We start from the raw sequence: 14,603 nt of genomic DNA, 5'->3' as shown, positions 1-14,603 counted from the left end.
GGAGTCTAGCCCGACTAGAAGCGGGTGCGCACCCCCAAGGCGACCTTGCGGCCGCGCAGCGGGGCCACCTCGGCCAGGAACGACGCATGGTTCAGCGCAAGGTCGTTCAGCAGGTTCGTGCCGCGCACATAGATTTCGGAATCGGCGCCGCGGAGATCGAAGCTGTAGGCGAGCGTCGCATTGACCATGTCGTAGCCCGGCGTCGCGCGCTCGAAGGCGGCGACCTTGTCCTGATCGAAGGCCCGATAGTATTCGAGGTTGGCCGACCAGCGGTCGCGGGTGAAGTCGCCGCGCGCGCCCAGGCGGGCGGCGGGAATGCGCGGCAGGGAGCCGCCGTCATTCTTCAGCTTGGCGCGGACGTAGTCGCCGAAGACGCCGAGGCCCAAGCCTTGAATGACCTCGTGGCGGGCCTCGCCCTCGACGCCGGTGAAAACCGCATCGGCCTGGGCGTACTGGATCAGGCGGAAGTCCTCGAACTGGTCCAGGGTGTTCGCGAAGACGTAGCCGTCATAGTCGTAGCGATAGGCGCTGGCGGAGAAGGTCGTCGGGCCACCGGTCTTGCGCAGCGATAGCTCGACGGAATACGCGGTCTCCTTGGTCAGGGCTGTTGAGCCGATCTCATAGGCGTTGGTCGCGAGGTGGACGCCGCGGGCGTAGAGCTCTTGCGCGGTTGGGGCGCGTTGCGAGCGCGAGACCGAGAGCTGGGCGGACAGGGTGGGCGTGAAGGACCAGACCCCGGCCAGAGAGGCCGACAGCGGCCGGTAGCTGACGGCGGTCCGATCCTCGGCGCTGGCGTCGAGCCACTCCTGGCGAAGCGCGCCCTCGATGCGAAGCCGTCCGAAGGTCATTTCCTCCAGCAGGAACAGAGCGGCCGACTTCGTCCGGCTGAGCGGAAGGAACGACTCGTCGCCGATCGCGGCGAAGTCATTCCGCGAGACCTGGCCGCCGACCACACCGCGCAGGCCGGCGATCGGGGCGTGCTGCACCTCGAGGCGGGTGTCGAAGCCCTCGTTGGTGAAGGTGGCGCCGACGACGCCCTCATCGATCTCTTCGTGGGCGTAGTCGGTGTAGCCGGCGCGCAGGCGGATGCGGTCGACGCCGGCTGTGGGGTTGCGCCACTCGCCCCGCAGGTCGACGCGACGGCTCAGCATGTCGACCTGGGGCGGCGCCTCGGCCGCCTCGCCGTCATGGCTGTGATCGTGGCCGTCGCCGTCGTCGTGATCGCCGCAGTGCAGGGTCAGGCCGTGGGGATGGCAGCTTTCGAATTCGTGGTTGTGGCCGGGCAAGCCGTAACGGCTCGCCTGTTCAGAATAGGCCACGCCCAGATAGCCCTGTGGGTCGATCCATGAGACGCCCAAGGCCGCCGATTGCGACTCCACCTGCGAACCCGCCAAGCGGTCGGCGTCGAAGTCGGGAATCTTGTAGTCCGACGCTCGGCGACCTGCAGCCTCGACATGGACGGCGAAGGCGCCCCGGCCGGCGGTCAGGCTCGCGACGGCCGCGCCCTCGTCATCGGCGGTCCCGCCGCGGATTTCGAGCACGCCCTCGCCCCCCTTGGCCGGGTTGCGGGTGGGGATCTTCTTGTCGACGAGGTTGACCGCCCCGCCGATCGCGCCGCCGCCATAGAGCAGGGCGCTGGGGCCGCGCAGGATCTCGATGCCGTCGAGCAGCAGAGGTTCGGCGGAGACGGCGTGGTCGGGGGAGACTTCCGAGGCGTCCATCAGGGCCGAGCCGCTGCTCAAAACCTTGACGCGAGGGGCTGTCTGGCCGCGGATCACCGGGCGACTGGCGCCGCCGCCGAAGGTGTCGGAGTTGACGCCGGGCACGCCATTCAGGGTTTCGCCCAGGGTGGCCTGGCGCCGCGTCGTCAGGGCGTCACCGCTCAGGACCGTGACGCTGGAGGCGACTTCATGCCCGCGCCGATCGAGCGGCAGGGCGGTGACCACGAGCTCGGAGACGGGTGCTTCGCCGTGGTCGTGCGGGCCGTCTTGAGCCAGGGCGGGGGCGGCGAGCGCGGCGGCGCTGGAGGCGGCGAGGAGAAGCGAACGAACGCGCATCAGACAGGGTCCCCAACGCAAGGCTGAGGTCATGATATGTTATAATATAACTACTCGCAAGTCGCGATCGGCCATGTGCGTTCTGGACGCGCCATTGCGATTAGTACGATATATTCCAAGGAAACACGCGGCCGACGCACCGAGGCGAACGGACCGCAGGCGGGGAAGCGGCGATCATGTTCCATCAGCTTTTGACCCCGGTCGCGGGGAATCTCGCCCTGTCATTCCTGACCGCGGCTGCGCCGATCGCTGTTGTTCTCTTGCTGATGGGCTGGGTCCGTCGGCCGGCTTGGCAGGCTTCGCTGGCGGGGCTGGTCACCTGCCTGGCGCTGGCGATCGGCGTCTGGAAGATGCCGGCGGGGCTCGCGCTCTACGCCACCGGCGCGGGTGCGGTTTTTGCACTCTGGCCGGTCATGTGGATCGTGCTGACCGCGCTGCTGCTCTACAATATCGCCGTCCTGTCGGGCCGATTTGACGCCTTTCGCCGTTGGATCTCCAGCCACCTGCCGAACGACCGCCGCGTGGTGCTGGTGGTTGTAGGCTTCTGCTTTGGGGCGTTGCTGGAAGGCGTCGCGGGCTTCGGCGCGCCTGTGGCGATCTGCAGCGCGCTCCTGATCGCGACAGGCTTCCCGGCGCTTGAGGCGTTGGTGTTCACCCTGATCTTCAACACCGCGCCGGTGGCCTTCGGCGCCCTGGGCGCGCCGGTGACGACGCTGGCGGCGGTGACCGGCCTGCCCGACCATCTGCTGGGCGCCATGATCGGCCGGCAACTGCCGTTCATCGCCTTGATGCTGCCCTTCTATGTGATGGGGGTCTATGGCGGGCTGCGCTCTATCAGGGCGCTTTGGCCACTGCTTCTGGTGGCCGGCGGGGTTTTCGGCGGTGTGCAGTTCTTCACCTCGAACTATCTGAACTACGTCCTGACCGACGTCCTGTCTTCGATCGTCTCCCTGGCCGTCACAATCGCCTTCCTGCAGGTCTGGAAGCCGAAGCCCGATGCGGCGTTCGCTCTGGCGGGCGCAGGCCCCGCCAGCACGGAGGAGAGCGGCAAGCCGATCCCGGCCTGGCAGGGCTGGTGGCCCTGGATCGCCGTCTCGGTGGTGGTGATCGCCTGGACAGAGCTGAAGCTGAACAAGCTGTTCTCGCACAAGGTGGCCTGGCCGGGCCTCGACGGTCAGGTCTTCATCACCCTCTATGAGAAACCTTACGCCGCCATCTGGGACTTCCAGCCGCTCGCTACCGGCACGGCGATCCTGGTCTCGGCGGCGCTGACGGCGGCGGCGGTGGCCATGGGCCCGAAGCAGGTCTGGGCGGCGGCGGTGCTGAGCTGGCGTCAGGCCCGGCTGGCGGTGCTGACCGTCATGCTGATCGTGGGCCTGGCCTATCTGATGAACTACTCAGGCATGACCTATACGCTCGGGCTCCAGGTCGCCTCGGTGGGGGTGTTCTTCCCCCTGGTCAGCGCTTTCCTGGGCTGGGTCGCCGTGTTCCTGTCGGGCAGCGACACCTCGGGCAACGCCCTTTTCGGCAACCTTCAGGTGGTGGCCGCCAATCAGTTGAATATGAACCCCATCCTGTTCGCGGCGACCAATTCGTCGGGCGGCGTGATGGGCAAGATGATCTCGCCGCAGAACATCTCCACGGGGGCGGCGGTGACCGAGCTTAAGGGCCAGGAGGGGGCGATTCTGGCGCGCACCTTCAAGCACAGCGTGATCCTCACGCTGATCCTGAGCCTGTTGGTGATGGCCCAGCAGAATCTCTTCCCGTGGATGATCCCAGGCTAACGACCATACAAAGCCCGTCATTACCGGGCTTGTCCCGGTAACCCACGATCTCCACGCCGCCGCAGATGGCGAGGCGCGCGCCCAGACCGCGCTTGAACTTCGGTGTCCATGGATCCCGGGACAAGCCCGGGAGGACGATCAAAGCGTCGAGACGTCAGCCTTGTTGCGCCTTCGCCGCCTGCCGATACCTGTGCAGCAGGGGCTCGGTGTAGCCGTTGGGCTGGGCGAGGCCTTCGAAGACGAGGGCGCGGGCGGCCTGGTAGGCGAGGCTTGTGTCCTCATGGCCGGCCATGGGCTGGTAGAGCGGATCGCCCGCGTTCTGGGCGTCGACCTTGGCCGCCATCCTTTGCAGCGCCGCATCGACCTGTTCCGCCGAAGCCACCCCGTGGAGCAGCCAGTTGGCCATGTGCTGTGAAGAAATCCGCAAGGTGGCGCGGTCCTCCATCAGGCCGATGTCGTGGATGTCGGGCACCTTGGAACAGCCGACGCCCTGGTCGATCCAGCGGACGACGTAGCCCAGGATGCCTTGGGCGTTGTTGTCGAGCTCGTCGCGGATATCCTGGTCCGACCAGTTCTGGCCGCCGGCCAGTGGGATGGTCAGCAGGGAAGAAAGCGGCGGCAGGGCTTGCGTCGCCAGTTCGGCCTGACGGGCGAAGACGTCGAGCTGATGGTAGTGCATGGCGTGCAGCGTCGCCGCCGTTGGGCTGGGCACCCAGGCGGTGTTGGCGCCTGCGCGCGGGTGGCCGATCTTCTGCTCTAGCATGTCGGCCATGCGGTCCGGCGCGGCCCACATGCCCTTGCCGATCTGGGCGCGTCCGGAGAAGCCGCAGGCCAGGCCGATCTGGACATTGCGCGCCTCATAGGCCTGGATCCAGGCCGACGTCCGCATCTGGCCCTTCAGCATCATCGGGCCAGCCTGCATGGAGGTGTGCATCTCGTCGCCGGTGCGATCGAGAAAGCCGGTGTTGATGAAGACCACACGGTCCTTCACCGCGGCGATGCAGGCGGCGAGGTTGGCCGAGGTGCGGCGCTCCTCGTCCATGACGCCGACTTTCAGGGTGTGGCGCTCAAGGCCCAACAGGTCTTCGATGGCGTCGAACAGGGCGTTGGTCAGAGCGACCTCTTCCGGCCCATGCATCTTCGGCTTGACGATGTAGATCGAGCCGGCGCGGCTGTTCTTGAACTTGCCCCCGCCGCGCAGGTCGTAGAGGCTGGTCAGGGTGGTCAGGACACCGTCCATGATCCCTTCCGGCGCCTCGCCGCCGTCAGGGAGCAGGATCGCCGGCGTCGTCATCAGGTGGCCGACGTTGCGCACGAACAGCAGGCTGCGGCCGGGCAAGCTCAGCTCTGCGCCGTCCGCCGCCAGATAGGCGCGATCGCCGTTCAGGGTGCGGGTGAGCGTCTGGCCGCCCTTCTCGAAGCTGGCGACGAGGTCGCCCTTCATCAGGCCCAGCCAGTTGGCGTAGGCCTCGATCTTGTCGGCGGCGTCGACGGCGGCGACCGAATCCTCAAGATCGACAATGGTGGTGATGGCCGATTCCAGGATCATGTCGGCGACGCCGGCCGGATCGTCGCGGCCGATCTGGTGGCTGCGGTCGATGACAACCTCGATGTGCAGGCCGTTGTGCTTCAGCAGGATCGACGATGGTGAGGCCGGATCGCCGCGATAGCCGACGAAGGCCGCGGAATCGGCCAGGGCCGGGACGAGGACGCCGTCCTCGACCGCATAGGCGGCAACCTCGGCGTGGCGCCCGGAGACGAGGGGCGCGGCGATATCGAGGAACGCCTTGGCCTTGGCGATGACCTCGGCGCCGCGGGCGGCGTCATAGCCCTTGCCGGCGGCGGCGCCCGGAATGGCGTCGGTGCCGTAGAGCGCGTCGTAGAGGCTGCCCCAACGGGCGTTGGCGGCGTTCAACAGGAAGCGCGCGTTCAGCACCGGCACCACCAGCTGCGGCCCGGCCATGGTCGCAACCTCAGGATCGACGTTCTCAGGCGCGATGGTGAAGGGCGCGGGCTCGGGGACCAGATAGCCGATCTCGGTGAGGAAGGCCTCGTAAGCTCCCTGCTCGATCGGTTGGCCGCGGCGGGCCTCATGCCAGGCGTCGATCTTCGCCTGCAGGTCGTCGCGCCTGGCCAGGAGGGCGCGGTTCTGCGGGGCGAACTGGCTATAGAGGGCGGCGAAACCGCTCCAGAACGCGGCAGGGTCCATGCCTAGCCCCGGCAGGACATCCTGGTCGACAAATTTCGCCAGGGCGGCGTCGACCTGGAGGCCGGCCTTATCGATACGGTCGGTCATGGGGTCCTCAGGCCTGGACGAGGAGGCCGGCGGCCTTGAGGCCGGCCAGCACGCAAAGCTCGTCCTTGTCCGACAGGTCGCCAGAGGCGCCCACCGCGCCGATGACGTCGCCCGAATCGTCGACGACGATAATCCCGCCGGCGGCCGGCGTGACGCCGTGCGGGGCGATCGCGGCCAGCGTGGCGATGAAGGTCGGACGGTCGGCCGCCATCTCGCCGATCTTGCGCGAGGAGAGGCCGAGGCCGAGCGCGCCGGACGCCTTGGAGACGGCCAGCTGCGGACGGAGCGTGCCCGAGCCGTCCTGCCGGTCGAGCGCGATCAGGTGGCCGCCCGGATCCAGCACGGCGACGGTCAGGGGCGCGAGGCCCAGGGTCGCGCCCTCGGCGAAGGCGGCGGCGATGACGGCGCGGGCCTGATCAAGCGTGATGCGCGACATGGGAAGCTCCAGAGCTAAGGCGTTGAGCGAGGGATGGGGGAACCGGCCCGCCGGTGGCCCAGTCGAGGAGTTCGACGGTGTGCGCCATTGGCGCATCCAGCCGCTGACCGAGCTGCATGGCGCAGCCGATATTGCCGGTGGCGACGATATCGGGTTTGAGCTGGGTCAGAGTCTGGGCCTTGCGGTCACCCAATTGTCCGGCGATCTGCGGCTGCAGGATGTTGTAGGTGCCCGCCGAACCGCAGCAGAGATGGGCGTCCACCGGCGTGCGGACAGTGAAGCCGGCGGCGGTGAGCAGGGCCTTGGGCGCATCAACGACCCGCTGGCCGTGCTGCAGCGAGCAGGCGGCGTGATAGGCCACCACGAGGCGGTGGGGATTGAGCACCGGTGGCAGGTCGATCCGGGCGAGCAGCTCGCTGACATCCACGGCCAGGGCCGAGACCGTCGCGGCCTTCTCGGCGTAGGCCGGGTCGTCGCGCAGCATGAAGCCGTAGTCCTTGATGGTCGTCCCGCAGCCGGAGGCGGTGATGACGACGGCGTCGAGGCCATCGGCGGCCAGCCGGCTCCAGGCGTCGACATTGCGCCGGGCGCTCTCCAGGGCCTGGGCCTCGCGGCCCATGTGGTGGACCAGGGCGCCGCAGCAGACCTCGCCGCTGGCGAAGATTACGTCGTAGCCGGCGCGGTTCAGCAGGCGGACTGTCGCCTCGCGGATCTCAGGCTTCAGGACCGGCTCCGCGCAGCCCTGCAGCAGGGCGATGCGGCCCTTTGGGTTGGCCACCCGGGCGTCGCGGGCGGTGGCGGTGTGCGCGCCCTGGGCCGGCGCCATGGACAGCATGGCGGCGAGCGGTTTCAGACCCGGCGCGCCCTCGACCAGGCGATCGATCGGGCGACGCAGCGGCCGCGCCAGACGGGCCAGGGCCAGGGCGACTCGGAACCGCTTGGGATGGGGCAGAACGCCGGCGAGCAGGTCGCGGAACAGCCGCTCCATCAAGGGGCGCTTGTAGCGTTCCTGGATGTAGGACCGGGCGTGGTCGACCAGGTGCATGTAGTTCACGTCGGACGGGCAGGTCGTCATGCATGACAGGCAAGAGAGGCAGCGGTCGATGTGCTTGACGACCTCGGCGGTCGGTTCGCGCTCGTTCTCAAGCATCTCCTTCATCAGATAGATGCGCCCGCGCGGGCTATCGAGCTCGTCGCCCAGCAGCAGGTAGGTCGGGCAGGTGGCCGTACAGAAGCCGCAGTGCACGCACTTGCGGATCACCGATTCCGAGACCGCCATCGCGGGGTCGGCCAGAAGGTCCGGGCGGAACTTGGTCAGCATGATCAGGCTCCCGCCGTGAAGCGGCCGGTGTCAAAGACGCCGTCGGGGTCGAAGGCCTGGCGGACGCGCTGTTCAAGGGCGCGGACCCCGGCGGTCGCGGGCTGGAAGGTGGGCGTGACGCGGCGCTGGGCTTCTGGACCACGGATCAGTGTGGCGTGGCCGCCGGCCCCGGCCGCCGCCTGACGCACAAGCTCGACGTCGCCATCGAAGGTCAGCCATGTCAGGCCGCCGGCCCAGTCGAACAGCCAACGTGCGCCGAGCGGCGCGAGTGCGGCCACCACCGCGGGGCCGCCCCGGGGCGCGGTGTTGACGCGCCAGAGCGGCGCGGAGGGGTCCAGGGTTGAGAGCGAGCGGGTCTCTTCCCAGACGGCCTCGGCGTCCGCTGCGGGCAGTACGGCTGCGCCGAAGCCAGCCAGCATCTCACTGCGCGCGCGCACCGAGGGGCCGAAACCCTCCAACCGCATCGCCGTCAGCGCCCGGCCGCCAGCGAGGCCCGTCGGCAGGTGGGCGGCGGCGGCGACGTCGGCCTGCGAGCCCATGGCCCGCGCCATCAGGGTGTAGGCGGCCGCCGGGTCAAGGCCGTCCACCGCCAGGGTTACGCGCTCGGGTCCATGGGGGACGACCTTGAGGTGCATCTGGGTCACCGCCGCCAGGCGGCCCCAGCTGCCGGCGACCAGCTTGGGCAGGTCGTAGCCGGTGACGTTCTTCACGACGCTGGAGCCGCCGATCAGGGTCTCGCCACGGCCGGAGACCGCCCGGAAGCCCAGCAGATGGTCGCGCGCTGCGCCCCGCGAAAGCCGTCGCGAACCGGAGACGCCAGCGCAGACCGCGCCGCCTATCGTCGCCGCTCCCGCAACTTCGCCGAAGATCGGGCCGTGGTCGAAGGGGTCGAAGGCCAGCATCTGACCTTGCGCCGCCACCAGGGCCAGCACGTCGGCGAGCGGCGTCGCCGGCCGCACGGTCAGCAGCAGTTCGGCCGGGTCGTAGTCGATCACCCCGCTCAGGGCCGACAGGTCCAGCGTCACGGCGTCGGGCGTCGGCGCGCCGACGCCCGCCTTGCTGCCGCCGCCGCGGATCGCCAGGCGCAGGCCTGCGGCCTTGGCCGCCGCAACGGCCTCGACCACGTCGCCCTCGGCGCTCGCCTTCAGGATGGATCCGGCCTGCATCTAGAAGCGCGGCAGGTCAGGGAAGGCCGTCTGGCCATTGTGGACGTGCATCGCCCCGTGGTCTGCGCAGCGGCAAAGCAGCGGGAAGACCTTGCCTGGGTTCAAGAGCTGGTCCGGATCGAAGGCCCGCTTCAACAGCCGCTGCTGGGTGAGGTCGATCTCGCTGAACATCTCGGGCATGAGGTCGCGCTTTTCGACGCCGACCCCGTGCTCGCCGGTCAGCACGCCGCCCACTTGGACGCACAGGCGCAGGATATCCTCGCCGAACAGCTCGGCGCGGTGCAGCTGGTCGTCAATGGTGGCGTCATAGAGGATCAGGGGGTGCAGGTTGCCGTCGCCGGCGTGGAAGACATTGGCGACCCCCAGCCGGTGGTGCGCGGCGAATTCGCTGATCTTGGTCAGGACTTCCGGCAGCCGCCGGCGCGGGATGGTGCCGTCCATGCAGTAGTAGTCGGGCGCCAGCCGGCTGACCGCCGGGAAGGCGGCCTTGCGGCCGGCCCAGAACTTCAGACGTTCGGCGTCGTCGGCGGAGACGCGGACGGTGGTCGCCAGGTTCTCGCGGGCGATCGCCACCACGGTCTCGATCAGGTGGTCGCATTCCGCGCCCGGGCCATCAAGCTCGACGATCAGCAGGGCCGCGGCGTCCAGCGGGTAGCCCGCGTGGATGAAGTCCTCGGTGGCGGCGATGGCGTTGGCGTCCATCATCTCCATGCCGGCAGGGATGACGCCGGCGGCGATGACGTCGCCGACGCACTTGGCGGCGCTCTCGACCGTGGGAAAGCCGATCAGGACGGCGCGGGCGATCTCGGGCTTGGGCAGAATGCGGACGGTGACCTCGGTCACGACGCCCAGCAGGCCCTCAGAGCCGACGATGACGCCCAGCAGGTCCATGTCGGCGGCGTCCAGCGACTTGCCGCCGATACGCACGACCTCGCCATCGATCAGCACCAGCTCGACGCCCAGGACGTTGTTCGTTGTCAGGCCGTACTTCAGGCAGTGCACGCCGCCGGAGTTCTCCGCGACATTGCCGCCGATGGAGCAGGCGATCTGGCTGGAGGGGTCGGGGGCGTAATAGAAGCCCTCGCCCTCGACGGCGCGGGTGATGGCCAGGTTGGTGACGCCGGGCTGCACCACGGCGATGCGGTCGTCGTAGTCGATCTCCAGCACACGGTTGAACTTGGATAGGCCCAACAGGACGCCGTCGGCCACGGGCAAGGACCCGCCTGACAGAGAGGTGCCTGAGCCGCGCGGGACGACGTTCACACCATTGGCGCTGCACCAGGCGAGGATCGCCGAGACCTGCGCGACGGTCTCCGGCAGAACTGCGACCATTGGCGGTTGGCGGTAGGCGGTCAGCGCATCGGTCTCATAGGCGCGCAGCGCATCCTCGTGGTCGATCACGCCTTCGCCCGGCACGATCGCGCGCAGGGCGGCGATGACCTCATCGCGGCGCGCCAGGATCGCCGCGTTCGGCTGGGGCATGACGAGGGGCATGATTCAGGCCCAGGCTTGAGGACGGTTCGACACAATAATCATACTATATACGGAATGGCCGATAGTGGAACCGGCCCAGTTCGCTCAGGCCTTGGCGGCCCGCAGCGCTAGGTTGGTCTCCATCCGCGTGACGCCGCCGTGGATCGCGCCCAGCATGCCCGCGCGGGCGGCGTCGGCGTCGTGGGCCTCGATGGCGTCGACGATCACTTCGTGCTGGATCACCGCCTCTTCCTGCAGCGCCGGGTCATCGGCGGGCGAGCCGATGGCGAAGGAGGCGACCAGGGCCGCCTCGATCACGGCGGCGACCGAGCGGATGAAGGGATTGCCCGAGGCCACGCCAATGGCGATGTGGAAGGCGAGGTCGGCCTCGGCGAAGCTCTGGGCGGTGTGGCCAGAGCGGCGCATGTCGGCGATGCACTGGCGCAGCATGGCCAGCTGCTCGGGCGTACGTCGGACGGCGCAGAGCTCGGCGGCCTTGCCCTCCACCGCCTGGCGGATCTCAGTCAGGCTGCTGCGGAAATGCTCGTCGAAGCCTTCGCCAGCTTTCCAGCCGAGCATGGCGGCGTCAAAGAAGTTCCACTCGGACTCCGGCAGGACGCGCGTGCCGACGCGGGTCTTGGAGCTGACCAGGCCCTTGGCGGAGAGCGTCTTCAACGCCTCGCGCAGGCAGGTGCGCGAGACCCCGAACCGTTCCAACAACTCGGCCTCGGCCGGGAGGTTCACGCCGGGGGGCAGGCGGCCCGAAACGATCTCACCGCCCAGTTCACGCACCACGCGCGCGTGGCTCGACCGGCCGCGGTCCGCGCCGAAGCGTCCGAGATGGCTGATGGCGTCGCTCATCATCGCTTTCTGCGACGTCCGAATCCAGCTTGCCAGCCTAATTCCGCGCGTCATTAATCATACTAACCACAGCCGCCAGCGCAGCCGCCTCGGGCGGACCACGGACAGAGCGGCGAGGCGGGAGCGGAACATGAAGGTTCGGACGACAATCGTGCTGGCCCTGGTCGCCGGCCTGGCCGCCAGCGCCGGAGCTTCCGCCCAGACCGAGCCGGCAAAGCCCGCGCCGACGACAGCCGAACTGATCCTGCAGCACAAGGCCAAGGCCAAGGCGGTGGGGGCTGGGATCTTCGACGGGACGGTGGCCAGGCTCTGTTCGGTCGCCGATAACGCCGTGCCGCGGGTGCGCAGCGCCGTCCCGGCCTCCACGCCGCCGCGGGAGACCTGGTACGCCCAACCCTACAAGGTCTTTGACAACCTCTACTGGGTGGGCACCAAGATCCACTCGTCCTGGGCCCTGACCACCAGCGACGGCATCATCCTGATCGACACCCTCTACAACTACGCCGCCGAAGCCGAGATCGTTGACGGTCTGAAGGCGCTCGGTCTTAACCCCGCCGACGTGAAATATGTGATCATCAGCCACGGCCACGGCGACCACGATGAGGGCGCGCGCCTTCTGCAGGAGCGCTACGGCGCCAAGGTGGTCATGGGCGCCGAGGACTGGGACTTGGTCGCCAAGCAGACGGCCATGGCGGGCGGCCAGCCGAAGCGCGACCTGGTCGCTCAGGATGGCGAGAAGATCACGCTCGGCGACACGACGGTCACCACCATCCTGACGCCCGGCCATACCCCCGGCACGGTCTCGGCGATCTTCCAGGTAAAGGATCATGGAAGGCCGGTGACGGTAGCCTATTCCGGTGGCACGGCTTTCGTCTTCCCGCCGGCCGCGGCGACCTTCGATCTCTATGTCGCCTCGCAGAAGAAGCTGGCCAAGGCGGCGGCCGACGCGGGCGCCACGGTCCTGCTCTCCAATCATGCGCAGTTCGATAACGCCTATGACCTGGCGCGCATCGCGCAGCTGCCGCGCAAGGCGGGCGAACCGAACCCCTTCGAGATCGGCGCGGGCGCGGTGGCGGACTACTTCGTCGTCAGTTCGGAATGCGCTGAAGCCGCGAAGCTCGAAATGAGCAGCCGCTAAGGCTGAACGGCCCAAAGAACATCAATCAAAGGCCGCGGGGTGATCCCTCGACACGCGGCGAGGCGGGAGCGGAACATGAAGGCTCAATTGGGAATGGCGCTGGCCCTGGTCGCCGGCCTTGGAACGGCGGCGGGCGCCTATGCGCAGTCGGAAGCGGTCCAGCCCGCGCCGACCAAGGCCGAGCAGATCTTCGCCCACAAGACGACGGCCAAGGCGGCGGTCGGCCAGAACTGGGACGGCACGCTGGGCCGCCTCTGCACCGTGCCCGACAATGCGCTGCGCAAGTCGACAGGCGCCTTCACCCAGGCCATCCCCGCCCGCGAGACCTGGTACGCCGAGCCCTACAAGGTGTTCGACAACCTCTATTGGGTGGGCACGAAGGTGCACTCCTCCTGGGCGCTGACGACCAGCGAGGGGATCATCCTGATCGACACCCTGTGGCACTACGCCAACGAGGACGAGATCGTCGCCGGCCTGAAGACCCTGGGCCTTGATCCGGCCCAGGTGAAATTTGTGATCATCACACACGCCCACGGCGATCACGACGAAGGCGCGCGCATGCTGCAGCAGCGCTATGGGACCAAGGTGGTGATGAGCGCCGAGGACTGGACGCTGATGGACGCCCAGCCGGATATCCCGGGCGGGCGGCCGACTCGCGACGTGGTGGTGGCGGACGGCGACAAGGTCACGCTCGGCGATACAAGCGTCACAACCTACCTGACGCCGGGTCACACGCTTGGCACGATCTCGCTGGTCTTTCAGGTGAAGGACAAGGGCCGGCCGATCACCGTCGCCTATTCCGGCGGCACGGCCTTCAACTTCCCAAAGTCCGTCGAGCGCTACGACACCTACATCGCTTCGCAGAAGAAGCTTGCGAAGGCGGCGGCGGACGCCGGCGCGACGATCCTGCTGTCGAACCACTCGCAGTTTGACCACGCCTACGACTATGCACGCATCTCGCAACTGCCGCGCAAGCCCGGCCAGCTCAGCCCCTTCGAGGTCGGGTCCGACGCCGTCGGCCGGTACTTCACCGTCAGCTCAGAGTGCGCCGAAGCCCAGAAGCTGGACCTGGCGCCCTGAGACCAGCCTAGCCCTGCTGCACGCCGGCCAGTGCGGCTTCGGCCCTGGCGAACAGCGCCGGGTCGATGACCAGGTCGGCGGCGGCGGCGTTGTCGTCCATCTGCTGCGGACGGCTGGCGCCGACGATGGCCGAGGCGACGTTGGGTTCGCGCAGCACCCAGGCCAGGGCGAACTGGGCGACGGTGCAGCCGGCTTCAGCGGCGATCGGCTTCAGCTGCTGGACGGCGGTCAGGATGTCGTCCTTCAGCCAGCTGGCCATGTAGGTCCCCATGTCGTCGCTGGCGGCGCGGGAGTCGACCGGCGGCTGGGCGCCCGGCAGGTACTTGCCGGACAGCACGCCCTGGGCGAGCGGCGACCAGACGATCTGGGAAATGCCGGTCTTGGCGCTGAGCGGGATCACCTCGGCCTCAGGCTTGCGATAGAGCATCGAATACTGCGGCTGGCTGGAGACGAAGCGCTCGACGCCCGGGATGGCGGCGGCGGCCTCGATCTGGGCCGGGGTCCACTCGCTGAAGCCGATGTAGCGGGCCTTGCCGGCCTTCACGACTTCGGTCAGGGCCTCCATCGTCTCTTCCAGCGGGGTTTCCGGGTCGTAGCGGTGGCACTGGTAGAGATCGACGTAGTCGGTCTTCAGGCGCTGCAGGGAAGCGTCCATCTGCTTGATGATCTGGGCGCGCGAGAGGCCCTTGTCCTCGGGGCTCATAACGCCGAACACCTTGGTGGCCATGATGTAGCTGTCGCGCGGCCGGCCCGCGAGCATCTCGCCCAGCACGGCTTCGGCCGCGCCCTGGCCGTAGACGTTGGCGGTGTCGATGAAGTTCACGCCCAGATCAAAGGCCCTGTCGATCGAATCGCGGGTCTTGTCGGCCTCGACGCCGACCCCGAAGGTGAGCCATGAGCCGAGGGAGATGACGGAGACGTTCAGGTCGCTGGCGCCAAGCTTACGATACTTCATGGGAGGCTCCTGATTGTCGCGGCGCACCCTTGGGAT

11 protein-coding genes are annotated in these 14,603 nt (G+C 68.3%); 3 read left to right on the top strand and 8 right to left on the bottom strand.

The features are described 5' to 3' along the window. Positions 1-14: 14 nt before the first annotated feature. Complete coding sequence (locus tag BN1313_RS13185; RefSeq protein WP_091741565.1) at positions 15-2,057, bottom strand: TonB-dependent receptor domain-containing protein; 2,043 nt, start codon at positions 2,055-2,057, stop codon at positions 15-17. 176 nt (positions 2,058-2,233) lie between these two features. On the opposite strand from BN1313_RS13185, the gene BN1313_RS13180 reads away from it, so the two are divergent. Then, a complete protein-coding gene (locus BN1313_RS13180; RefSeq protein WP_091741562.1) occupies positions 2,234-3,841 on the top strand; it encodes an L-lactate permease in 1,608 nt (535 codons plus the stop codon). A gap of 154 nt (positions 3,842-3,995) precedes the next feature. Here BN1313_RS13180 and BN1313_RS13175 read toward each other — a convergent pair whose 3' ends face one another. The 6 genes from BN1313_RS13175 to BN1313_RS13150 all read right to left on the bottom strand — a co-directional run bounded on the left by BN1313_RS13175 (position 3,996) and on the right by BN1313_RS13150 (position 11,394). Continuing rightward, on the bottom strand, positions 3,996-6,137 hold the full coding sequence (locus BN1313_RS13175; protein WP_091741559.1) for a malate synthase G: 2,142 nt from the start codon (positions 6,135-6,137) through the stop codon (positions 3,996-3,998). A 7-nt stretch (positions 6,138-6,144) separates the two neighbouring features. Continuing rightward, entirely contained in the window at positions 6,145-6,573 is a 429-nt protein-coding gene (locus BN1313_RS13170) for a GlcG/HbpS family heme-binding protein (RefSeq protein ID WP_091741556.1), read from the bottom strand. Continuing rightward, positions 6,554-7,894: a glycolate oxidase subunit GlcF gene (gene glcF, locus BN1313_RS13165; protein WP_091741554.1), complete on the bottom strand. Its 1,341-nt coding sequence runs from the start codon at positions 7,892-7,894 to the stop codon at positions 6,554-6,556. The genes BN1313_RS13170 and glcF overlap by 20 nt, the downstream gene beginning before the upstream one ends. Before the next feature lie 2 nt (positions 7,895-7,896). After that, complete coding sequence (locus BN1313_RS13160) at positions 7,897-9,060, bottom strand: FAD-binding protein (RefSeq protein ID WP_091741551.1); 1,164 nt, start codon at positions 9,058-9,060, stop codon at positions 7,897-7,899. Then, a complete protein-coding gene (locus tag BN1313_RS13155; RefSeq protein WP_218054372.1) occupies positions 9,061-10,542 on the bottom strand; it encodes an FAD-linked oxidase C-terminal domain-containing protein in 1,482 nt (493 codons plus the stop codon). Positions 10,543-10,638: 96 nt separating this feature from the next. Further along, a complete protein-coding gene (locus tag BN1313_RS13150; RefSeq protein WP_218054371.1) occupies positions 10,639-11,394 on the bottom strand; it encodes a FadR/GntR family transcriptional regulator in 756 nt (251 codons plus the stop codon). Between the two features lie 130 nt (positions 11,395-11,524). Between BN1313_RS13150 and BN1313_RS13145 the strand changes: the two genes are divergently transcribed. Continuing rightward, on the top strand, positions 11,525-12,532 hold the full coding sequence (locus BN1313_RS13145; RefSeq protein ID WP_176696017.1) for an MBL fold metallo-hydrolase: 1,008 nt from the start codon (positions 11,525-11,527) through the stop codon (positions 12,530-12,532). A gap of 75 nt (positions 12,533-12,607) precedes the next feature. After that, positions 12,608-13,612 (top strand): MBL fold metallo-hydrolase, encoded by a 1,005-nt coding sequence (locus BN1313_RS13140; RefSeq protein ID WP_091741539.1) that lies wholly within the window; start codon positions 12,608-12,610, stop codon positions 13,610-13,612. Between the two features lie 7 nt (positions 13,613-13,619). Here BN1313_RS13140 and BN1313_RS13135 read toward each other — a convergent pair whose 3' ends face one another. Then, positions 13,620-14,567 (bottom strand): aldo/keto reductase family protein, encoded by a 948-nt coding sequence (locus BN1313_RS13135; protein ID WP_091741536.1) that lies wholly within the window; start codon positions 14,565-14,567, stop codon positions 13,620-13,622. Between the last annotated feature and the right edge of the window lie 36 nt (positions 14,568-14,603).

Origin of the sequence: Phenylobacterium immobile (ATCC 35973), from assembly GCF_001375595.1 — a bacterium.
In the GTDB taxonomy this organism is placed as follows: domain Bacteria; phylum Pseudomonadota; class Alphaproteobacteria; order Caulobacterales; family Caulobacteraceae; genus Phenylobacterium; species Phenylobacterium immobile.
This window is presented reverse-complemented; position numbering and strand designations above follow the sequence as displayed.